At 70.2% G+C, this 20,374-nt stretch carries 19 protein-coding genes; 15 read left to right on the top strand and 4 right to left on the bottom strand.

The window, feature by feature from the left end; all coding sequences use genetic code 11:
* Nucleotides 1-39 precede the first annotated feature (39 nt).
* The 5 genes from ACWD6R_RS17005 (at nucleotide 40) to ACWD6R_RS16985 (ending at nucleotide 5,781) form a co-directional block, all read left to right on the top strand.
* Nucleotides 40-1,065: a hypothetical protein gene (locus tag ACWD6R_RS17005; RefSeq protein ID WP_451819406.1), complete on the top strand. Its 1,026-nt coding sequence runs from the start codon at nucleotides 40-42 to the stop codon at nucleotides 1,063-1,065.
* Nucleotides 1,062-2,312 carry a sensor histidine kinase gene (locus tag ACWD6R_RS17000; RefSeq protein WP_451819405.1) on the top strand — a complete coding sequence of 417 codons (1,251 nt, stop codon included), beginning with the start codon at nucleotides 1,062-1,064 and terminating at the stop codon, nucleotides 2,310-2,312. The genes ACWD6R_RS17005 and ACWD6R_RS17000 overlap by 4 nt, the downstream gene beginning before the upstream one ends.
* On the top strand, nucleotides 2,309-2,968 hold the full coding sequence (locus tag ACWD6R_RS16995) for a response regulator (RefSeq protein WP_451819404.1): 660 nt from the start codon (nucleotides 2,309-2,311) through the stop codon (nucleotides 2,966-2,968). The genes ACWD6R_RS17000 and ACWD6R_RS16995 overlap by 4 nt, the downstream gene beginning before the upstream one ends.
* Before the next feature lie 90 nt (nucleotides 2,969-3,058).
* A complete protein-coding gene (locus tag ACWD6R_RS16990) occupies nucleotides 3,059-4,510 on the top strand; it encodes a peptidoglycan D,D-transpeptidase FtsI family protein (RefSeq protein WP_451819435.1) in 1,452 nt (483 codons plus the stop codon).
* Entirely contained in the window at nucleotides 4,507-5,781 is a 1,275-nt protein-coding gene (locus ACWD6R_RS16985; RefSeq protein ID WP_451819403.1) for a hypothetical protein, read from the top strand. Before ACWD6R_RS16990 ends, ACWD6R_RS16985 begins: the two co-directional genes overlap by 4 nt.
* Nucleotides 5,782-6,043: 262 nt before the next feature.
* On the opposite strand, the gene ACWD6R_RS16980 is transcribed toward ACWD6R_RS16985, so the two are convergent.
* From ACWD6R_RS16980 to ACWD6R_RS16970, 3 genes are all read right to left on the bottom strand, one after another.
* Nucleotides 6,044-7,402 carry a S28 family serine protease gene (locus ACWD6R_RS16980; RefSeq protein WP_451819402.1) on the bottom strand — a complete coding sequence of 453 codons (1,359 nt, stop codon included), beginning with the start codon at nucleotides 7,400-7,402 and terminating at the stop codon, nucleotides 6,044-6,046.
* 215 nt (nucleotides 7,403-7,617) lie between these two features.
* Nucleotides 7,618-8,163, bottom strand: coding sequence for a creatininase family protein (locus tag ACWD6R_RS16975; protein WP_451819401.1), 546 nt, complete (start codon nucleotides 8,161-8,163; stop codon nucleotides 7,618-7,620).
* Between the two features lie 170 nt (nucleotides 8,164-8,333).
* On the bottom strand, nucleotides 8,334-9,674 hold the full coding sequence (locus ACWD6R_RS16970) for a helix-turn-helix domain-containing protein (RefSeq protein ID WP_451819400.1): 1,341 nt from the start codon (nucleotides 9,672-9,674) through the stop codon (nucleotides 8,334-8,336).
* A 413-nt stretch (nucleotides 9,675-10,087) separates the two neighbouring features.
* Between ACWD6R_RS16970 and ACWD6R_RS16965 the strand changes: the two genes are divergently transcribed.
* The 8 genes from ACWD6R_RS16965 (at nucleotide 10,088) to ACWD6R_RS16930 (ending at nucleotide 17,048) form a co-directional block, all read left to right on the top strand.
* On the top strand, nucleotides 10,088-10,291 hold the full coding sequence (locus ACWD6R_RS16965) for a hypothetical protein (protein ID WP_451819399.1): 204 nt from the start codon (nucleotides 10,088-10,090) through the stop codon (nucleotides 10,289-10,291).
* A 105-nt stretch (nucleotides 10,292-10,396) separates the two neighbouring features.
* Nucleotides 10,397-11,518, top strand: a complete 1,122-nt coding sequence (locus ACWD6R_RS16960; RefSeq protein WP_451819398.1) for a sugar-transfer associated ATP-grasp domain-containing protein — start codon at nucleotides 10,397-10,399, stop codon at nucleotides 11,516-11,518.
* 12 nt (nucleotides 11,519-11,530) lie between these two features.
* Nucleotides 11,531-12,460, top strand: coding sequence for a hypothetical protein (locus ACWD6R_RS16955; protein WP_451819397.1), 930 nt, complete (start codon nucleotides 11,531-11,533; stop codon nucleotides 12,458-12,460).
* 54 nt (nucleotides 12,461-12,514) lie between these two features.
* Nucleotides 12,515-13,891 (top strand): cysteine--tRNA ligase, encoded by a 1,377-nt coding sequence (gene cysS, locus ACWD6R_RS16950; protein WP_451819396.1) that lies wholly within the window; start codon nucleotides 12,515-12,517, stop codon nucleotides 13,889-13,891.
* Nucleotides 13,888-14,457 carry a 2OG-Fe(II) oxygenase gene (locus tag ACWD6R_RS16945; protein ID WP_451819395.1) on the top strand — a complete coding sequence of 190 codons (570 nt, stop codon included), beginning with the start codon at nucleotides 13,888-13,890 and terminating at the stop codon, nucleotides 14,455-14,457. The genes cysS and ACWD6R_RS16945 overlap by 4 nt, the downstream gene beginning before the upstream one ends.
* A gap of 293 nt (nucleotides 14,458-14,750) precedes the next feature.
* Nucleotides 14,751-14,993: a sigma factor gene (locus ACWD6R_RS16940; RefSeq protein WP_451819394.1), complete on the top strand. Its 243-nt coding sequence runs from the start codon at nucleotides 14,751-14,753 to the stop codon at nucleotides 14,991-14,993.
* 3 nt (nucleotides 14,994-14,996) lie between these two features.
* Nucleotides 14,997-15,713 (top strand): sigma factor-like helix-turn-helix DNA-binding protein, encoded by a 717-nt coding sequence (locus tag ACWD6R_RS16935; protein WP_451819393.1) that lies wholly within the window; start codon nucleotides 14,997-14,999, stop codon nucleotides 15,711-15,713.
* A 162-nt stretch (nucleotides 15,714-15,875) separates the two neighbouring features.
* Nucleotides 15,876-17,048: a serine hydrolase domain-containing protein gene (locus tag ACWD6R_RS16930; RefSeq protein ID WP_451819392.1), complete on the top strand. Its 1,173-nt coding sequence runs from the start codon at nucleotides 15,876-15,878 to the stop codon at nucleotides 17,046-17,048.
* A 54-nt stretch (nucleotides 17,049-17,102) separates the two neighbouring features.
* Here ACWD6R_RS16930 and ACWD6R_RS16925 read toward each other — a convergent pair whose 3' ends face one another.
* Entirely contained in the window at nucleotides 17,103-17,291 is a 189-nt protein-coding gene (locus ACWD6R_RS16925) for a hypothetical protein (protein WP_451819391.1), read from the bottom strand.
* Nucleotides 17,292-17,689: 398 nt separating this feature from the next.
* Here ACWD6R_RS16925 and ACWD6R_RS16920 point away from each other — a divergent pair, with 398 nt between their 5' ends.
* Both ACWD6R_RS16920 and ACWD6R_RS16915 read left to right on the top strand, forming a co-directional pair.
* Nucleotides 17,690-18,922 carry an MFS transporter gene (locus tag ACWD6R_RS16920; protein WP_451819390.1) on the top strand — a complete coding sequence of 411 codons (1,233 nt, stop codon included), beginning with the start codon at nucleotides 17,690-17,692 and terminating at the stop codon, nucleotides 18,920-18,922.
* 154 nt (nucleotides 18,923-19,076) lie between these two features.
* Nucleotides 19,077-20,282 (top strand): TerD family protein, encoded by a 1,206-nt coding sequence (locus tag ACWD6R_RS16915; RefSeq protein ID WP_451819389.1) that lies wholly within the window; start codon nucleotides 19,077-19,079, stop codon nucleotides 20,280-20,282.
* Nucleotides 20,283-20,374: the final 92 nt, after the last annotated feature.

Raw genomic sequence — 20,374 nt, 5'->3', positions numbered from 1 at the left:
AGGACGCGCGGGCGGACGGGGCGCGCGAGCGTGAATGTCATGACACAGACACCGACGGCGCCCGCCACCCGGACCGCACCGGCGCTGCCCGCGCCCACCGGCCGGGCCCGCGCCGTGCTCCGCACCCTGGCGATCGCTTCCTGCCTGCCGTACGTCTCGCTCAAGGCGGCCTGGATCGCGGGCAGTCACGTCGGCGTCCCCGCCGGCAGCACGCTGCTCGACCACCGCACCGCGATGCTCGTCGCCAACAGTGCGTCGGTGCTGCTGGACTGCACGGTCGTCGTCCTCGCCCTGCTGCTCACCCAGGCATGGGGACGGCGGGTCCCGGCCTGGCTGCTCACCGTGCCGATGTGGGTGGCGACCGGGCTGCTGCTTCCGATCATGACCGGCTTCCCGCTGCAGCTGCTGGTGAGGGCGTTCGGCGGGACGACCGCCGGGTCCGGCGGGGACGGGCGCCCCTTCCTCGACGAGTGGGTCTACGGCGTCGTCTACACCGGCTTCATCGTCCAGGGCCTGACCCTCGGCGCCCTGTTCGTCCTGTACGCCAGGGAACGCTGGGGTCATCTGTGGCAGGGCACGCTGAGCGACCTGCCACCGAGCCCGACCGGACCGGCGCTGCGGGTCGTCGCGGTCGTGGCCTCACTGCTCGCGCTCGTGCCCGGCACCGTCCATCTCCTCTGGGCGACCGGATCGACCGCCGGTCTGAACGAGACCCGGATCGCGGACCGTATGAGCGACTTCTACGCCCTCGAAGCGGTCTACACGGTGTTCACGGCCGTCACCGTCGCCGCTGTCCTGCTGCTCGCCCTCCGCCGCCGCGGTGCGCTCGCCCTCAAGGTGCCGCTCGCGCTGGCCTGGGGCGGCTCCGGGGTGCTCGGCTGCTGGGGCGGCTATCTGTGCATCGTCGCGCTGGGCCCGGTCGACGACATCGCCGACCGGCCCGCGGCCGGGATGCAACTCACCTACGCTGTGCAGATGCTGGTCGGAATCCTGGTCGCCACCCTGGGCGCCTGCTTCTTCGCGGAACGCGCTGCGGCGACGAAGCCGGCCGGGCCGTCCGCGTGACCCTGCTCCTCGGCCGGCAGGCCCGGCTGCGCTGGCTGCATCTGATCATCGGCGGTGCGCTGCTGATGCCGTACTTCCTGGTCGGCACCGTGATCGTCGGCATGTACAACCGCGACGGCAACGCCTTCAACTCGCTGCCGCTGCAACTGACGGCGTTCGCGTACGCCCTGCCGATGGCCGCGGTCACCGGTCTCTTCCCGCTCGCCCGACCGCTGTCGGTGACCGCGGTCCGCGCCCTGTGCGGTGTCCCCGCGGAGCGGCTCGCCGACGGTCCGGCCAGGACCCGGCAGGCGAGGGTACGGACCGCGGGCTGGTTCACGCTGCATCTGGCGCTCGGCGCCGTCATCAGCGGGATGACGCTGGCGCTGACACCCTTCGCGGTGACCGTGATGACGCTGCCGTTCTTCTCCTCCGTACGGAACTCGGCGGTGCTCGATCTGCCCCGGGCACTGACCCGGCCGTGGGTGCTGGCCCTGGCGCCGTTCGCCGGTCTTGCGATGCTGGTCGCCCTGGCCGGCTGCGCGGCGGCGGCCGGGGCGCTGCTGGCCCGCCGCGCTCCGGTGCTGCTGGGCCCGACCCCCGACGACCGGCTGGCCGCCGCCGAACGCCGGGCGGCCGACCTGGCGATCCGCAACCGGCTGGCCCGGGAGCTGCACGACTCGGTCGGCCACGCGCTCAGCGCCGTGACGCTCCAGGCGGGGGCGGCCCGCCGGGTGCTGGACAGCGACCCGGAATTCGTACGCGAGGCGTTGACCGCGATCGAGGAGACCACCCGGCGCACGGTCGGTGAACTCGACTCCGTGCTGGCCCTGTTGCGACAGGGGGACGAGGGGGAGGACGGGCTGACGGGACCGGCGCTCGACGCGCTGGACGGGCTGCTGGCCCGCTGCGGCGTCCCCGTGTCGTACCTCGCCCGGGGCGATCCGGGCACGGTCCCCGCCGCCGTGTCCCGTGAGGCGTACCGGATCGTGCAGGAGGGGCTGAGCAACGCGCTGCGGCACGGCGGGCGGGCGGCACCGGTGCAGCTGCGGATCGCGGTGTGCGACAAGGAGCTGACGATCACTCTGGACAACCCGCTGTCCGGGCGGGCACCGGTGGTGCGGCCCGGCGGCGGCCGCGGGCTGCGCGGCATCGCCGAACGGGCCGCCCTGCTCGGCGGCCGCGCCGAGGCCGGACCGCACGACGACGACAGGTGGCGGCTGACCGCCCGGCTGCCCCTGCACATCCCCGCACAGGAGAAGCGATGAACACCGACATCCGGGTCGTCGTCGCCGACGACGAACGCATGGTCCGCACAGCCCTGCGCGTCATCCTCGACGCCGAACCCGGCCTGCGGGTCGTCGGCGAGGCGGCGACCGGCGCCGAGGCCGTCTCCGTCGTGCGGGAGCTGCGCCCCGATGTGGTGCTGATGGACGTACGGATGCCGGAGATCGACGGGATCCGCGCCACCGAGCAGATCCTCGCCTCGCTCGACGCGCCCCCGCGGATCGTCGTCGTCACCACCTTCGAGAACGACTCCTATGTGTACGACGCCCTGCGCGCCGGAGCCGCGGGCTTCCTGCTGAAGCGCGCGGCGGCCGAGGACCTGGTCCAGGCGGTGCGGCTGATCGCGCGCAGCGACTCCCTGCTGTTCCCGTCGGCGGTACGGGGACTGGCGGCCGAGTACGGCAGGCGGCAGGCGTCCGCCGCACCGCCCTGGGTGGCCCGGCTCACCGAACGGGAGGCGGAGGTGCTGCGGCTGATGGCGGCAGGGCTGACCAACGCGGAGATCGCGGAACGGCTGCGGGTGGGGCCGGCCACGGCGAAGACGCATGTGGCGGCGGTGCTGGCGAAGACCGGAGCCAGGGACCGCACTCAGGCGGTGATCGCGGCGTACGAGTCGGGGTTCATCACGCCCGGCTGACCCGGGCCCCGTGGCGCGCAGTATGAAGAATGGGTGAGAAGCGGCACAGACGGGAACGCGCCGGACGCCGCCGCTCGTCTCTCCAGCGGGATGAACAGAACAATCAGGCACACCTCGGTCTTCTGCCTGCTGCTGGTCCTCGCCCTGCTGGGGCGGGCGACCTGGGTGCAGGCGTACCAGGCCCAGGCACTCGCAGACGACGACCACAACCGGCGGAAAACCATCGCGCAGTACGCGCAACCGCTCGGCGACATCATCGTGGCCGGATCACCGGTCACCGGATCGAAGAGGACCCAGGGCAGCGATCTCGCGTACAAGCGCACGTACACGCAGGGCGAGCTCTATGCCGCCGTCACCGGGTACAGCTCGCAGGCGTACGGCGCCACCCAGCTCGAGGGGATCTACAGCCATGTGCTCGACGGCACGGACAACCGGCTGAAGAACCCCGTCGACGTGGTGACGGGCAAGCAGAGCGCGCCCGGCAGTGTCCTGACGACGATCGACCCGGATGTGCAGAAGGCGGCGTACGAGGCGCTCGGCAACGACAAGGGCGCGGCCGTCGCGATCGACCCCGCGACCGGGAAGATCCTGGGAATGGTCTCCACCCCCTCGTACGACCCGTCGAAGATCAGCGGGACGAACGACGGCGACGTGTGGAAGAAGCTGCTCGACGACCAGGACAAGCCACTGGTCAACCGCGCTCTGCGGCAGCCGCTGGCGCCCGGCTCGACGTTCAAGCTGGTGGTGGCGTCGGCCGCGCTGGAGAACGGTCTCTACAGCTCCGTCGACGAGCGCACGGACAGCCCCGACCCGTACACGCTGCCCGGCACCACCACGGTCCTGAGGAACGAGAGCGCGTCCGCACCCTGCGAGAACGCCACGCTGCGCACGGCGCTCCAGTACTCCTGCAACAACGTCTTCGCGAAGGCCGCCGCCGATCTCGGCCAGGACAAGGTGCGGGCGATGGCCGAGAAGTTCGGCTTCAACACGGAGAAGCTGGACGTCCCGGTGCGCGCCTCGAAGAGCCTCTACCCGTCGGGGATGGACAAGGCGCAGACGGCGCTGACCGGCATCGGCCAGTTCGAGGTCACCGCGACCCCGCTGCAGATGGCCATGGTCTCCTCGGCCCTCGCCAACGGCGGTGAGCTGGCGGCCCCGCACATGGTGTCGAAGGTGACGGACTCCAAGGGCAACACCCTGCAGGACTTCGCGGACGGCGACACGAAGCGGGTCGTCTCCGCCTCGACCGCCGAGCAGGTGCGCAGCGCGATGGTCACCGTCGTCGAGCAGGGCACCGGCACCAACGCCCGGATCGACGGGGCGGAGGTCGGCGGCAAGACGGGCACCGCGCAGAACGGCGTGGGCAACAGCAACACGCCGTACGCCTGGTTCACCTCGTACGCGAAGTCGACGTCCACCGGCAAGGAGGTCGCGGTCGCCGTGGTCGTGGAGGACTCGGGCTCGGCCCGCTCGGAGGTCAGCGGCAACGGGCTGGCGGCGCCGATCGCGCAGAAGATGATGAAGGCGGCGCTCAAGGGGTGAAAAAGCCGGGCGCGGAGGGCCGCTGCGGCTGTCAGAATCCGGATCATGACCTCTGCGCCTCCTGCCCCCCGCACCGCGAGGCCCGTACGGAACTGTCCCTGCGGCTCCTCGGCCACCCGGAGGCAGAGCATCGCATGGGAGCGCTGCGGACCGCCGCCGAGGTGATCAGCACCTGGCGGTCCCCCGTGCCCGTGCTGCTGCCCGCCGTCGCAGGACTGCTCACCGACACCGAGCCGCAGAACCGGCAGTTCGCCGCGCGAGTGCTCGGCATGTGCGGCGAGGCCGCCCGGCCGTGGGCCGACGGTCTGGCAGCACTGTGTACGGGCGACGAGGTGTCCGCGGATGCGCAGGACACCGCGGTCTGGGCGCTCGCCCGGCTCGGCGACCGGCGCTGCCTGGGCCCCATGGTGGACCGGCTGTCCGGGGGCCGGCTCGGCTTCGCCCTGCGTCAGTCGCACGCCGACGGCTGGTGGATGTACCAACTGGCGCTGCTGGACACCCTCGCGCCGCTGGCCGGGTGCGCCGACGAGCTGCTGGATCCGCTGCGGCGGCGACTCGCGGCGGCGACGCTCAAGAACGAACGGCGGGCCCTGTGCCAGGTGTTGACGGCCTGGGGTCCAGCAGCCGCGCCCGCCGTCCCGGAGCTGCTGCCTCTGCTGGACACCGATGCGGCGGTCTGGGCGCTCGACGCCCTCGCCGCGATCGGCCCGGCGGCGGCCGACGCCGTCCCGCGCCCTCGTCTGCGGGCGCTGGTCGACGCACCGGCGGAGGATTTCGCCGTACCGCAGCTGCGGGTGGCGTACTGGCGGTTGACCGGCGATCCGCAACCCGCGCTCGATGTGCTGCTGCCGAAGTTCGACGCCCCCTGGGGCCGCGAGGAGGTGGTGGGCTTCCTCGGCGAACTGGGCCCGTCCGCGGCTCCGTACGCCGAGCGGATACGGGCCCTGCTTCCCGAGCACAAGGAGGGCTGGCTTCCGCTGAGGTGCGGCTACGCCCTGTGGCAGATCACGGGTGAGAGCAGTGAGGCGGCACCCGCTCTGCTCGGGCTGCTGAGCCCGCTGCAGCAGGGCAGAAACGCCTACCGGGCGACGATCACGGCCGTCCACCGCCTCGCCGAGATCGGCCCACCCGCCGCCGCGGCGGCCCCGGCCCTGCGTGCCGTGCTGGCCGCCGATGAACGCCCGGTCCGGCACGGCGGCTGGGAATCCGTGCCGGAGGACGACGAGCTGTGCGGGGCGGCGCGGGCCGCGTTGCGCGCGTTCGGGACCTGATCGGCACGGACCGCCCCGCCGACGCGGCCTTCACGCCGAGCAGCTGCTCGACCAGGTCGATCAACCCGGCAACCCTTCCTCCGGCGGTGGCGACCGGCGAGCGCGACGCTCCCCCGCTTCCCATCAAGTCGTGCGTCCGCTGCACGGGCAACAGAGCCGGCCGAGACGGGCAGCGGCCCCGACGGCACGTACTGCCGCTGCACCGCCTCGGACATCACCTACAACTAATCAGGGTCACCGATCGGCCGCGGTGGGTGGGCCCTCACTGGCCCGCCCACCGCTTCACGGTCGCCTCCGCAGCGGCCCGGTCCGCGGGCTTCAGCTTGGAGATCAGGGCGCCATGGTTGCTGTTCGGTGCCTCGAAGAGCATCGAGTCGTGCTTGCTCGGCTTGAACCGCTCGGCGCTCCACGGGTCGTTCTGTCCGTAGACGAACATCATCCGCTCGCCGCGAGTGGCGACCCAGCGGTCGACGTCCTTGATGGTGCGCCCGTCGTACCCGACCCGCATGTCGGCGGGCAGCACCGAGTTGGGCTGATAGATACCGGGGTAGTGGCGGACGTCGGCCAGATGCTTGAACTTGAGGTCGGCCCAGCCCAGTTGGGCGGCGGCCTGCCGGTAGTACGGTCCGCTGCCCTCGGCACCGTTGCCCTGGTCGGCGTACGGGCTGAGTCCGTGCCCCAGCGACCAGGTGTACAGCTCGTCGTCGGTGGCGGTCCTCGCGTCAGGGATGGCCGGACAGTTGGCGTACGTACCGCTCTGCCAGAAGTTCCACACCTGGTCCAGTACGGAGAACTCGTAGGCCCGGTCGGCCGATCCGAGGTATTGGAAGGTGAGGCCCTGCTTCTCGGCGGTGGCTTCGAAGCGGGGCAGCATCCGATCCCGCCGGACCAGCATCTCGCGCTGCACAGCGTTCAGGGCGGCCCGGCATTCGGGGGTGCCGACGGTCTGGAAGAACTTCTCGTAGCCGCTGTCGTCGTTGTTGGCGGCGTCGTTCGGTGCGACGTACGCGACGACGGCGTCCAGGTCGTCCGGGTAGAAGCGCTCGTGGTAAACCTGCGTCATCCCGCCCTTCGACGCGCCCGTGCCCAGCCACTTGGCCCCGTAGATCGTCTTGAGGGCCTGGACGACGGCGTGTTCGTCACTCGCCTCCTGCTGGACGTTCAGGTCGTTCCAGTCGGCCGTCGCGGGGCGGGACTGGCTGAAGTAGCGGTGCTCGATACTGACCTGGTTGGCACCGAGAAGCGTGGTGATCTCGCGGGTGGAGCTGGAGAGCGAGTAGCCGCCCGTGTAGAGGACCATCGGCGCGGTCTCGGACTTGTGCCAGAGCGTGAGGCGCTGCTCGAACGTGCCGCGGTCGGGGTGCTGGTGGTCGATCGGCTGGGTCAGCGTGAGGGTGTAGTAGGGGAATCCCTCCTTGCTGGTCTGCGAGACGACGGTGAGGCCCGGTATCCGGTCCAGCCGTTCGCGTACGTCGGTGGCCTGGGCAGTCGCCTCGGCGGCGGCCGAGGTGGGGCCGGCGGACGGGATGGGAGCGGCGGCGGTCGCGGCCGTGCCGGTGAGCAGGCTGGTGGCGGCGACGAGCCCGGTGCAGAACAGGGCGGGAAGCAGTGGGTGACGCAACGCGGGATCCCCTCGGACGGGTGTGGTGCGATGGACACGACGGCGGTATATTAACCGCTTGCCGCAGCCATGTGATCACTCCGCACCGAGGGAATCCGTGGGCCGCGGACGAGCAACGACCGCTGTCCCGGCAGGTTGTTGACGATCCGTCGGTCAGCAGCCCTGGCCGGCGCCGGGGCCGACGATGCCCGGTACGGCGCGCGGGTTGTCGTCAATCACTCTGGACCGGGTGTACGCGCCCATTCCCTGGACAACGGGCGGAGCCCGCCATCGTGGTCCGCGTCGACGTAGCCCTCTCGGACCAGATCGGGGGCTGCGTGCAGCAAGATCGAGGTCTCGATCTCGCCTGCGTGCATGTCGGCGTGCCGGTTGGACACGAGCCCAGCGTGGTCGCGGGCACGGTCCCAGTCGGCGCCGAGAGGGAACAGGGACACTGCCGGTCCGTCGACGTTGGCTTCCTGGGCGAGGTTAGAAAGGACGTAGTTCCCACCGTGACAGTTGATGATCACCAGCTTGTGGATGCCGGAGCGAGCAAGAGACGTACGGATGTCGTCGATCCGGCTGCACGAGATGGTGAGGGGCGGGAGGAGGTGCACCGGGTAGGCGTCGGCGATCTCCTGGACGATGATGCACGCGATCGCCGTGTCGGTGATCAGCGGGAGGTACTTGCCGTGCTGCTCGAAGGAGCCGACTGGGAGCACGGCGACGCGGGGCTGCCGCTCCTTGACGTCGCTGCCCGTGGCGGTCGGCAGCAGGCTCATGGCAATCCCTCTGATCGGGTTTACATGGGGCGCATCCTCGCTCTGTCCGGCTCCGCTCGCGGCGTGTGCGTTCGCAGTCGGCAGATCGCATCGTAAACGCGCGAGCCCTGCCCCAGCCCAGTGGGGAGACCGAAGTGGACTGCGGCGAGGGGATCGGTACCTCTGTCCAGTCAGACAGTCGAGGGGAGAACCCGGAGGCGGTCCCGGAACTCCTGTACGGCCGGCACCGCGGAGTGTGGTTCGAGGTAGTTGCTGAACTTCGTCAGCCGGACGTGTGCCCGGTCGGAGCGGACTCGGTTCTCCAGCAGCTCCAGGCCGACGTTGGCGGCGTCCAGGGCGCCGTCCAGGTCCCGGGCGGCCAGTCGTGCCGTGGCGAGGCGACCAGAGCGGACGGCTCGGTCGCGCGGGACCGCCTGGTCCACCGCCACAGCGAGGGCGCTGGTCGCCCGCTCGGGGAAGCCTGAGCGCAGCATGATCTTGCCCTCGGTGGACTTAAGCTGTGCCTCGCCGTACCAGCCGAGCCAGTCCGGGCGGTCGCCTTCACGGTGTGTGCCCCACAGGTCGTAGGCCCGGTTGAGTGACTTCCCGGCGGCCTCGTGCTGGGTGTCTCTGGACAGCGCTTCGGCCTGGTGGAGGTAGAGGTACGAGGTCGCCGTCGGCGGAAGAGCCGAAGGGGCGTTGCCGATGGCGGTGTCGATCAACTTCACGCGCGCGGCGGTGTCGCCCGAGTCGGAGATGTGGATGCCCATTTCGGCCAGCATGAAGGCGCCGAAGCCGTCGTCCTTCGCGCTGTGGGCGCTGCGGAGAGCGCCTACGTAGTAGCGCTGGCCGAGGGAGCGAAGGCCCTTGTCGTAGGCCATCCATCCGGCCAGGTAGGACACGCGGGCCGCCGTGGCGTAGAGGCGCTGCTCGACGGCGTCGGTGTAGCGCCCGTGGTCGAGGAGGCCGGTGATCAGTGCGAGGTCGCTGGTGGCCTGATCCAGGAGGCGAGCACCGCCCATCTGGTCATCGAGCGTGCGGAGGGTGTCCACACGCTGTTCGATGGTGGTCACCATCGCGTCGGTGATGCGGTCGCCGTCGAATGCCGAAGCGAACGCCTCTGGTGCGGCTGCCCAGTTGGCGGCGACGCCCGTCAGCGCGGCGCCGGTGATGGACAGGAAGCCCCGACGGTCCATGTGCCCGCTCCTGACCAGATCAGCGAATACCTTCACAGTGCCGGCCGGAGTCCATGGAGCCACCAGGGCTGTCGATTCCCATGCTGGCAGCCATCGGGGCCAGGACGCTGAGCGTACGTGCTCCTCGGGGACGCCCAGCAGGTCGGCGAGCACATGTTGAGCGTCCGCGTCAGGCTCTTGTCCCTGCTCCCACTTCCAGACCGTCGTCCGGTTGGTGGCCAGCGGTACGCCCGTCTCAGCACCGCGTTCACGCATGCGTCGAGCTAACTCGGCCTTGCCCCAGCCCTTGCCTTCTCGCACGTAGGTCAGCGGGTGCAGCGCCATCGGGTCAGACATCCCACCCCTCCCCTCAGGTTGGTAATCAGGAGGCTACTCCCCGTGCGAGAAACAGGGGTTTCTCTCTCTGGAGGAACCCCCTGGAAACGTTCCGAGCCTGTGGCTCACGGCCGTTCACTGGGCCTCACGCCGTTCGGAGCTGAGCACCCGGGTTAACCGGCTCCCCCGCCCCGCTCCGGACGGCTCCCAGGACCGCAGCCCGTCGCCGGCGTCCCTCGCGCCGGTGACGGGCTGCACCACCCCTTCGAGGAGGTCTCGATGCGCCCGACCCTGCCCCGTCGCACGCCCGGTGCCAGCGAAAGGCAGCACACGCTTCCCGAGCCGCCGGAAGGGCCGAGCCCGCCCCTGCGAACCCGCGCCGAGTCCGGATGGGAGAAGTTCCTCCGCCGCGTCCACCGCGAGGAGCCCGAGCGGTGACCCTGGTTGACGCGGACGGCCGTGAGAACCATCCCCTCCTTCACTGCCTGGTCCGCGACATCGCGAGCCAGGGCGAAGGGGAACTGACTGCCGTCATCCACGAGCTCCACGGCGGCCGACTCGTCCGCATCGCCCATATCCAGCCCGAGGACGGCATCGCGTGGTCGACCGCGGCCGACAACGTCGTGCGTGCTCGATGAGGCAGCGCCTCGCGGTTCTCGCCTACGTCATCGCCGTCAGCGCCTTGGTCGTCGCCCTGGCCATCGCCGGAACCCCGGATCACTGAGAGATCGGAGGAACGTGTCATGAGCCGTACCGCGAACCGTGGCTTCAACCACCGCCAGGCGGTGACCGAGGAGTGGTTCCGCACCCGGGTTCTGCCCCGCGTATCCGGCGTGCGGTTTCTCCCCTACCAGGTGCGTCAGATGCGGCGCGAGCACTTCCCCGCGATGCTGCGCGACGAGGACAGGAAGAGCATGGCCCGTATCGCCGGGGATCTGCTGAAGGTCTCCGCGCGGTGGCGCTGCCTGCCGTTCCACTACTTCCGCTACGGCGGATACCGGCGCGAGGTGTCCGCCGGACGGGCCTGCTCGTACCTGCCGGAGACCGCTCTGTTCCACCGGTTCCTTCCCCGCGTGAACCGGGACACCGTCGACCTGGACGACAAGGCGTCCTGCAAGAAGATCCTCGCCTCCGCCGGCATCCCGCAGCCCGCGCTGATCGCGAGCGGTGACCACCGCGTGGGTGTCACATCCGACGGTGAGGCCGTGTCACCGGCAGACGTCCTCGATCGCGTTTCCGGCTTCGGGCGCGTGGTGGTCAAGCCCTCCCGCTACTCCAGCGGCGGCTCCGGCGTCGTGATCACGCGGCCCGGCGAGGACGGGTTCGACCTCCCGGCCTATGCGCGGCGGTGGGGCAGCTGGCTGGTGGAGGAGCACGTACCGCAGCACCCCGACCTGGATGTGCTGAACCCGTATGCCCTCAACACCTTCCGCGTCATCACCCTGTTGAGCAAAGGCACCGCAGAGGTCCTCTACGTGATGTTGAAGCTCGGCGGCGCCGAGAGCACCACGGACAACTCGGCTGCGGGCGGCATTCAGATCCGGGTGCACCCCGACGGCGAACTCGACCGCTACGGCTACGACCGGTATCTCAACGCCCACACGCACCACGGGGTCAGCTCTGTGCCGTTCGCCGGCCACCGGATCGCCCACGTGGGAGAGGTCCGAGAACTGGCCGCGCGCTGTGCCCGCCTGTTCCCGCAGGTGCCCTTCATCGGCTGGGACATCGCTCTCACGCCTGCGGGACCCGTGGTCATCGAGGGCAACAGCAGCCCTTCCCTCGCACACATCCAGCGCACCCACGGCGGCGTCGCGCTGGAGCTCGTCCCAGCGCTCTGCCGCGTGATGGATCGTCCGATCATCTGAACAGGAGCTCTCGTGGAAAACCTGAGAATGCAGGCCCGTGCCGCGGCCGGGTCCCTGCTCGACACGCTCAAAACCATGCCCGAGGTCCAAGCGCTCTACGTCCTTTCCTCCTCGGCGGTCGCGCCCCGCAACGTCACGCGGTTCAGCACCGACTCCGACTTCGACCTGGCCGTCGTCCTCGACGTTCCACTCAAGGAGGACGAGTGGAGGCCGCGGCCGACGGACACGTACGCCCTGGTCCGCGACCGGCTTCCCGCTTGGATCCCGAAGTTCAGCTTCTACCTGCAAGTCCCCTGGGGACGCATGGAGGTGAACGTCCACCAGCTCCTGTTCCAGTACGAGGCCGACCCGCGCACGACGTGGAACAGCGACAAGTGCGACGCCTACGGGAACAAGGGCGAGCCGCTGTTCGACCGCGAGAACGCCTTCGAAGCGCTGATCTCCCAGAAGACGCGGGAGCAGCTTGAGCGGCTGGAGAGCGAGGCCCACCGGCTGCACAACCGGATCACCTGGGACGTGCGCGAGATCCCGCTGCGTATGGCGAGGCGGGTCGGGGTGCCGACGGGCCACTTCGTCCTGTCGGGCGCGGTGGACGAGGTCGTGGACTGGTTGTACGCCCGCTCGGGCCGGCTGCTGCCGAACATGAAGTGGAAGCTGTACTCCCTCGGCGCGCTCGGCCTGATCAGCGGCGAGCAGGAGAACCTGCTGATCGAGACCCAACAGTGCGACCCGCTGTCGATGGTCGACCTGGAGCGGCGGTGCGAGGCACTGGAGGAGTTCTGCCGGTCGGCCGGGATGGACCTGAGTCCCGGGGCGATCGCTGCCGTGCGGAAGGCATACCAGCAGGCCAACCACCACCTTCTCGGGGAAGAGGCGTCGGCCTTCACCAACCAGCCGGCCCCGCGGCTGGTTCCCTTCGGCGAGCGCGGTGGTTCCAGTTAGACGCTCATGTCAGGGCGTCAGTACGCTGCGTGATCCGCTCACACAGGAGGCATGATGGCGATCAAGGTCCACAACACGCTGACCGGACGTACGGAGGAGTTCCGCCCCGAGCGGGAGACCCAGGTACGGATGTTCGTGTGTGGGCCGACCGTCTACGGCCCCAGCCACGTCGGGCACGCGAAAACGTACACGCAGTTCGACTTCATCGCCCGGTACCTGGAAGCGAGCGGGTACGAGGTCACCTACCTCCAGAACGTCACCGACGTCGACGACAAGATCATCCGGCGGTCGAAGGAGGAGGGCGTCCCCCCGGAGGAGATCGCGGCCCTCTTCGAGAAGCAGTACCTGGAGGACATGGCCGCCCTGGGAAACACGCGCGTCGACGTCCACGCGCGGGCCCACGACCACATCGACGCGATCGTGGACCAGGTCAAGCGGCTCATCGCCCGCGGCCACGCCTACCAGCTCGATGACGGCTGGTACTTCGACCTGGCATCGTTCCCGCCATACGGCAAGCTCTCTGGCCGCACCGACCTGCGCCCCGAGGACTCAGTGTCACGCATCGACGACAACGCCAGGAAGCGCAACCCGGGCGACTTCGCCCTGTGGAAGGGCCGCAAGGACGGCGAGCCGTTCTGGGAGACCGAGCTGGGCCCGGGCCGGCCGGGCTGGCACATCGAGGACACCGCGATCACGGAGACGTTCTTCGGGCCCTCCTACGACCTGCACGGCGGCGCCGTCGACCTGATCTTCCCCCACCACGAAGCCGAGGTCGCCCAGATGGAGGCCGCCTCCGGCATCGAGCCCCTGGCCCGCTACTGGATGCATACCGGTCTGCTGCGGGTCGACGGCGACAAGATGTCGAAGAGCACCGGCAACTTCCTCACCATCCGCGACGCCCTCACTCGGGCGGACGCCCGCACCCTGCGGTACGCGTTCCTCTCCCAGCACTACCGCTCCTCCATGGAACTGAACGATTCCACGCTGGAGCAGGCCCGGGGAGCCCGGCGCCGGGTCGAGAACTTCGCCCGGACCATCGACCCCACGCACACCGACAGCCCGGCGAACACCGCACGCGCAACCGACACCTGGAAGGAGATGCGCGAGCGCCTGGACGACGACTTCGACACCCCGGGCGCCCTCGCCGTCCTCTTCCAGTACATCCGCGAGCAGAACCGCGCAGACGAACCGGCCGGGCCGGCCGCCCTGCGACTGATCGACGACGTTAGCAACCTCTTTGGCACCTTCGACGTCGCCGGCGCCGCCGAAAGCGACACCGCTGTCGAAGAACTCGTGAAGGAACGCGACCGGCTCCGCGCGGCGAGGAAGTTCGCCGAGGCCGACGCGATCCGTGACCAGCTCACCAAGCAGGGCGTGACCCTTGAGGACTCGCCCGAAGGCACCCGTTGGTGGAAGGAGAGCACCCCTTGACCTCGAAGAGCCGCTTACCGCTCGTCATAGAGAGCGCCATCCCCCTCAGCCTCTGCGGAGCGCTGATGGCCCATGTGAAGAACCAGACCGCCCGCCCGCGCACCTACCAGGGCGTCATCGACGAAGCGCTGCGCAAGAGCGAATACGTCGAGGTCCCGACGCACCTGGAGGAGGCGGTCATCTCCCACTGTGCCGCCCACGTGCGCAGCCACTTCGAGGTCTCCCCGCAGCGGATACCCACCCAGCCGGCGGTCGTCTACCACTACGGTCCCGGCGTCGGCTTCGTCGCGCACCACGACGAGGTCACCGACATCGAGCGCGAGCGCGCCCGGACCAACAGACAGCCCGTCGTCGGCGGCGACCTCACCCTCGTGGTCTGGCTCAACACGCCGGACTCCTACGGCGGCGGCGAGCTCTTCTTCGAGAACCCCGCCCAGGAGATCAAGCCGCCCTGCGGCAGCCTGGTCGCCTTCCCTGCCACCCGCGACCACATCCACGGCGTACGGCCGATCACGAGGGGCGAACGCGTCACCCTCGTCGTACGCATCGATGCCGAGCGCCTCTGAGCGGGTCCGCGAGCGGCCTCCGAGGGAGAGGCGTCGGACTTCGGTCGGGACTCCATCGGTCGCTGCAACACGTGGCCGCTTGATCAGGCCATGAGCATGCAGGCGCTCGGCGCGGACCAGCAGCCGAGCGCCTTGTGTGCACGGCCCTGAGACGGTCAGATCACCTGATCGGCGAAGGGTCGGCTGGAGCCGAGGAGTGATCGGGGTCACTGGCTCGGCTACGTATCCGACCGGGAGGCCGTCACGTCGTATCGGTGTGTACAGCCAGTCACCGTGCAAGGAGTCGTGAAGCGATGCCTCAACCCGACCTGTCGTCCCCGGCCATCGGTTTGCCGCAGCCCATGCTGGCTTCGGCACAGGCTCCGCGCCGTGAGTTCCTGGCCACTCTGGAACCACTGCGGGGTGAGCTGTTCCGGTACTGCCGTCGCCTGACCGGCAGCGTGTGGGACGCCGAGGATCTGGCGCAGGAGGCACTCGCCCGAGCGTTCACCCGGGCGGCGCAGACGCATCAGCCGGTCGAGCGCCCGATGGCGTGACTGGTGCGGATCGCGACGAACGCATACCTCGACCAGGTCCGCCGCCCGGCCCCGCTTCTCGTGGAACCGTCCGAGCGCGCTGCCCCGCCTATGGCCGACCCCGCCGAGGTCCGGGATGCACTCGCAGAGGTGACCACCCTCTTGGCGCCCCAGGAGCGCGCCACCGTCGTCCTCAAGGACGTCTTCGACCTACCGCTGAAGGAGATCGCCGCCATGCTGAGCACCACCGAGGCGGCGGTCAAGGCCGCACTGCACCGCGGCCGCGGACGCCTGGCCGATCCGGAGCGGGCAGCTGCGCTCGCACGCCGCACGGCTCCCGACCGGGAGACCGTCGATGCTCTCGCGGCGGCGTTCACCGGGTACGACCTGGATGGGCTGACCAAGCTCTTCGTCGAGGACGCGGTCAGCGATGTGATCGGCGTGGCTCATGAGGTTGGGCGGGCCCAGATCGCCGCTGGCTCGCTGCACCACACGCTGCGCCTGGAGACGTCCGTCCGCTGGCGTGCCGAAGTCCGGGAGCTGGACGGCGATCCGCTGGTCCTGATGTGGGCCACCCCGACCGACGGCAGCGGCACCGAGGCGGTCGAGGACGTCCTGCGCGCGGAGACAGCCGACGGCGGCATCACGCGCCTGCGTTGGTACTACTTCTGCCCGGACGTCCTCACTGAGGTGGGCGATCGGCTGGGCGTCCCTTACCGAACCCACGGCCACCACGTGTAGGCCACCCCGGCGCCGCTCCGGGAACTGCGTTCGCACGGCAAGAAGCCGATGTGGTCGGGCCGGCGGTCACTTCCCGTGGCGCCAGCGGCGGCGAATAGGTGCGTGCGGGTGAGATCGGCTCACCCCACCAAGGAAGGCAGCCAAGCTGCCAGGATGAGTGGCATGACAACGATCGACGGTGAGGTAGCGCCCGGGTTCGAACCGGTCCGTGAGGCGTTCATGGAGAACTTCACCCGACACGGGGACATCGGCGCGGCCGTGTGTGTCTACCAGCACGGCCGTCCGGTGGTGGACCTGTGGGGTGGGCTCGCCGACCCGGAGACCGGTCGTCCGTGGACGCGGGACACCCTGCAACTGGTCTACTCGGCGACCAAGGGAGCCACGGCGACCGCAGCGCACATGCTCGTCGAGCGCGGCTTGCTGGACCTCGACGCACCGGTGGCGAAGTACTGGCCGGAGTTCGCGGCGAACGGCAAGGCCGACATCCCCGTGCGCTGGCTGCTGTCCCACCAGGCCGGCTTGGTCGCCCTGGACCAACCGCTTCCGCTGGCAGAGGCGTTGACCTGGGACCCGATGGCAGCAGCGCTGGCGGCCCAGCGCCCTCTGTGGTCCCCGGGCACTGCACACGGGTACCACGGCCGGACCTGGGGCTGGCTGGTTGGCGAGGTGATCCGCCGAGTCTCCGGCCGCTCTCCGGGCCGCTTCTTCGCCGACGAGATCGCGGGCCCTCTCGGGTTGGACTTCTTCATCGGCTTGCCGACGAGCGAACGCGGCCGGGTCAGCCGCATGGTGTACCGGCCACCGGCCGTCGACCTCACGACGGTCCCCGCCGAGTCGCTCCCGGAGGAACTCCGCGAACAGGTCGCCGCGTGGCGCGACCCGAACTCCTTCAGCAACCAGGCGTTCGCGGTCACCGACCCGGCCGCGATCGACTTCGACTCTCCGGAAGTGCAGGCCGCCGAACTCCCGTCCTCCAACGGCATCGGCACCGCGCGGGCACTCTCCCGCATGTACGCCGCCCTGATCGGCGAGGTCGACGGTGTACGTCTGCTCGCCCCGGAGACCCTGGCGTCGGCGACCGAGGAGCAGGCCAGCGGGAAGGACCAGGTGATGGTGATCCCGAGCCGATTCAGCACTGGATACATGCTCCCCACCGAGGGCAACCTCATGACCGGCCCGAACGCCTTCGGCCACACCGGCCGCGGCGGCTCACTTGCCTTCTCCGATCCCGAGCACGGCATCGCCTTCGGCTACGTGATGAACCACATCATCAGCGGCTCCGACGACGTGCGGGCGACTTCACTGACCGAGGCGGTCCGGAAGGTGCTGGCGTGAGCAATCGCCCTCGGGGCCGGCGTCTTTGCTCTGGCCCCGAGGGCGTGCTCTGGCTCAGTCCAGGGTGATCAAGCGCTGGGCGAGGGAGCGGACTTCGGGTCCAAGGCCCCCGAGGATGTCCCGGGTGAGCGACGTGCCGGGTCGGGCGGCGGGGTCCTGGACGGCGGTCCAGTTGTCGGCGATCAACTGGAGGGCGTGCTGGGCTCGGTGGATGGCGTCCTGTCGGTGTGCGAGGAAGGCCAAGGCCAAGAAGGTCGCGAAGAAGGGCTGACGACCTCTCCGCTCACGCAGCGCTCACGCACGGGGTCCCGATCCCCGGCCGCCGCATGCCCGCATGGGTAAAGGGCATGAAAAAACCCCAGGTCACGGCGAGTGAGTCCTGGGGTGATTCCGAGCCGCCTTCGGGATTCGAACCCGAGACCTACGCATCCGAGTGCGCAGGGTCGGGGGCCAGCCGGCGCCCGAGGTGAGCTGCTCGGCGGGCACGCCCGCATTGTGGACGGCGATCAGGTCGGTCCTGCGGCCGTTGACCGCGTTCCGGCAACCTCGGTGTAGGGCATCTGCCCGATGCCCCGGCCCGTCCTTAGTCGCCAGCATGAGTCCGTAACGGAACCGCAGGTCGACGAGGCACGGGGAGCGCGATGACAGGGTCGGCGGCAGGAAAGGTGCTGCGGGACCGCAACGCCGGGCTGTATCTGACGGCGGTGGTGGTCTCCGGCTTCGGGACGTCCGCGATGTGGCTCACCGGCGGGATCTGGGTCAAGTCCCTCACCGGGTCGAACAGTCTGGCGGCGCTCGCCGTGTTCGCCATGTGGCTTCCTGTGCTGACCGGTCCCGCACTCGGCGCGGTCGCCGACCGGGTGCCCCGCAAACCCTTGCTGATCTGGGCGAATCTCGCCATGGCAGGGCTGCTCACCTCGCTGCTCGCGATCGATTCGGCGGGGCGGATCTGGATCCTCTTTGCGGTGCTCGTGCTGTACGGGGTGAGCGGTGTACTGATGGACGCGGCCGAGACGGCGCTCGTCGCGCACACCGTCGATCCCCGGCTGCTCGGCGACTTCAACGGGTTCCGGACGATCGCGAACGAGGGCATGAAGCTCCTCGCACCACTGACCGGCGCCGGGCTCTATGCGCGGTTCGGCGGCGGCGCGGTGGCGCTCCTCGACGCGGCGTCGTTCGCCCTGGCCGCCGGGGTCTACGCACTGCTGCGGGTACGGGAGCCGGCCCGGCCCGCCCGCACGGACCGGCGGGGCGAACTGGCGGCGGGGATCCGGCAGGTGTGGGGGTCACCGGTGCTGCGGCCGCTGGTGCTGGCGGGTGCGGTGACGATGCTGTGCGCCGGGCTCAACGGAGCCGCGCTCTACGCCGTCATCGACGACGGGCTCGGGCACTCCCCCACGTACGCGGGTGTGCTGTACGCGGTGCAGGGCGGCGGGTCGATCGCGGTCGGGCTGCTGGCCGGTCCGCTGCTGCGGCGCCTGCCGGAGCGGGTGTTCACCGCGGCCGGGATCGCCCTGTTCGCGCTGGCGGTGGGGGTGCGGGCGCTGCCGTTCGACGCGGTGGCGCTGGTCGCGAGCGCGGCGATCGGGGCGGGGCTGCCGTGTGTGCTGATCGCCGCGATGACGGCGGTGCAGCGGGAGACGCCGGACGCCGTGCTGGGCCGTACGAGCGCGACCGCCAACTCACTGATGATGGTGCCGAACGCGGTGGCGCTGGCGCTCGGCGCGGGGCTGGTCGCGGTGCTGGACATCCGGGTGCTGCTGCCACTCATCGGTGCGGCGGGCCTGCTGACGGCGGTCCTGCTGGTCACGGACCGGCCGGGGCGGCTGGCGGGCACCCCCACCGGTCCGCTTCCGTCATCGACCGAGGCGTGAAAGCGCCTCGGCGACGGGGGACGCCCAGCTGGTGATGGCCCGCTGGACCGGCGCGTACAAGCACGGCTACGAGCGGGCGGCTTGCAGCCACCCCAGTAACCAACCCGGCGGAAGGTAAGGGAACGGCAAAGCCGGGTCGTTCGTTACCCCGTGCATGACCGCTATGACACCTGGCTCGAACATCCCTCTCTCCGCCGCCCGTGTGGCGGTGGACGTCGCCGCCCCGGTGCGGCTCGACGTCTCGGGCCTGCTGCTCACCGTCGACGGCAAGGTGCGTTCCGACGACGACTTCATCTTCTACAACCAGCCCACGGGCCCGGGCGTGACCTACCGCTCAGGCGGCGACACGGCGCCGGACGCGATCGTGGTGGACACCGCTGCGGTGCCGCCCGGCATCGAGAAGATCGTCGTCACGGCCAGCCCGGACGCGGCAGGCCAGACCTTCCAGGGCATCGAGCCCACCGCCACCGTGCGCAACGCGGACGACGGCAGCGTCCTCGCCACCTTCACCCCGCCCCGGCTGGGCGCCGAGACGGCGCTCGTGGTCATCGAGGTCTATCTCCGCAACGGCGCCTGGAAGGCCCGCGCGGTCGGCCAGGGCTATGCGAACGGGCTGGCCGGCATCGCCACGGACTTCGGCGTCTCGGTCGAGGAGGAGCCGGCCGCCGCGCCCGCCCCGGTCGCACCCCCGGTGCCCGCCGCCGCCCCCGTGGACCCGCGGATCGCCGCTCCCCCGGTCCCGGCCGCGCCGCCCGCTGCCGCTCCGGCGCCCGCCGGCTCGGGCAAGATCAACCTGGACAAGGGCCGGGTCAGCCTCCAGAAGAACCAGACGGTGTCCCTGGTCAAGGGCGGCCGCCCGCTGCTCTCGCAGGTCAAGATGGGGCTCGGCTGGGAGCCCGCGTTCCGCGGCAAGGACATCGACCTCGACGCCTCGGTGATCGCCTACGGCCCCAACCGGAACCACCTGGACAGCTGCTACTTCGGCAAGCTCTCCATCCTGAACGGCGCGGTCAAGCACTCCGGCGACAACCTCACGGGCGAGGGCGCGGGCGACGACGAGGTGATCGTCGTGGACCTCGGCCGGATCCCCCCGGAGGCGACCGGGCTGGTCTTCACGGTCAATTCGTTCACCGGCCAGAAGTTCACCGAGGTCGCCAAGGCCTACTGCCGGCTGATCGACGCGGCGACCGGTGAGGAGCTGGTCCGCTTCGACCTGACCGGCGCCGAGCCGCAGACCGGCGTGATGATGGCGAAGCTGATCAAGCAGTTCTCCGGCGAGTGGGAAATGACGGCGATGGGCGACTTCGTGAAGTCGCGCACCGTCCGCGGCATGGTCAAGCCCGCCGCCCAGGCGCTGTAGGGCCGCGAAAAGCCCCCGGCACGGCTTCAGGGGCACCTGCGGGTGCAGGTGCCCCTGAAGCCGGAGAGCGTGACAGGAACGCGGACACTGCG

The organism is Streptomyces sp. NPDC005151 (assembly GCF_053599875.1).
Note: the sequence above shows the minus strand (reverse complement) of the source record. Positions and strands in the feature narration are given on the sequence as shown.

Coding starts and splice junctions, on each gene's coding strand:
- ACWD6R_RS17005 (WP_451819406.1), top strand. CDS start 40: ATGACACAGACACCGACGGCGCCCGCCACCCGGACCGCACCGGCGCTG.
- ACWD6R_RS16995 (WP_451819404.1), top strand. CDS start 2,309: ATGAACACCGACATCCGGGTCGTCGTCGCCGACGACGAACGCATGGTC.
- ACWD6R_RS16990 (WP_451819435.1), top strand. CDS start 3,059: ATGAACAGAACAATCAGGCACACCTCGGTCTTCTGCCTGCTGCTGGTC.
- ACWD6R_RS16975 (WP_451819401.1), bottom strand. CDS start 8,163: ATGAGCCTGCTGCCGACCGCCACGGGCAGCGACGTCAAGGAGCGGCAG.
- ACWD6R_RS16970 (WP_451819400.1), bottom strand. CDS start 9,674: ATGTCTGACCCGATGGCGCTGCACCCGCTGACCTACGTGCGAGAAGGC.
- ACWD6R_RS16960 (WP_451819398.1), top strand. CDS start 10,397: ATGAGCCGTACCGCGAACCGTGGCTTCAACCACCGCCAGGCGGTGACC.
- cysS (WP_451819396.1), top strand. CDS start 12,515: ATGGCGATCAAGGTCCACAACACGCTGACCGGACGTACGGAGGAGTTC.
- ACWD6R_RS16940 (WP_451819394.1), top strand. CDS start 14,751: ATGCCTCAACCCGACCTGTCGTCCCCGGCCATCGGTTTGCCGCAGCCC.
- ACWD6R_RS16930 (WP_451819392.1), top strand. CDS start 15,876: ATGACAACGATCGACGGTGAGGTAGCGCCCGGGTTCGAACCGGTCCGT.
- ACWD6R_RS16920 (WP_451819390.1), top strand. CDS start 17,690: ATGACAGGGTCGGCGGCAGGAAAGGTGCTGCGGGACCGCAACGCCGGG.
- ACWD6R_RS16915 (WP_451819389.1), top strand. CDS start 19,077: ATGACCGCTATGACACCTGGCTCGAACATCCCTCTCTCCGCCGCCCGT.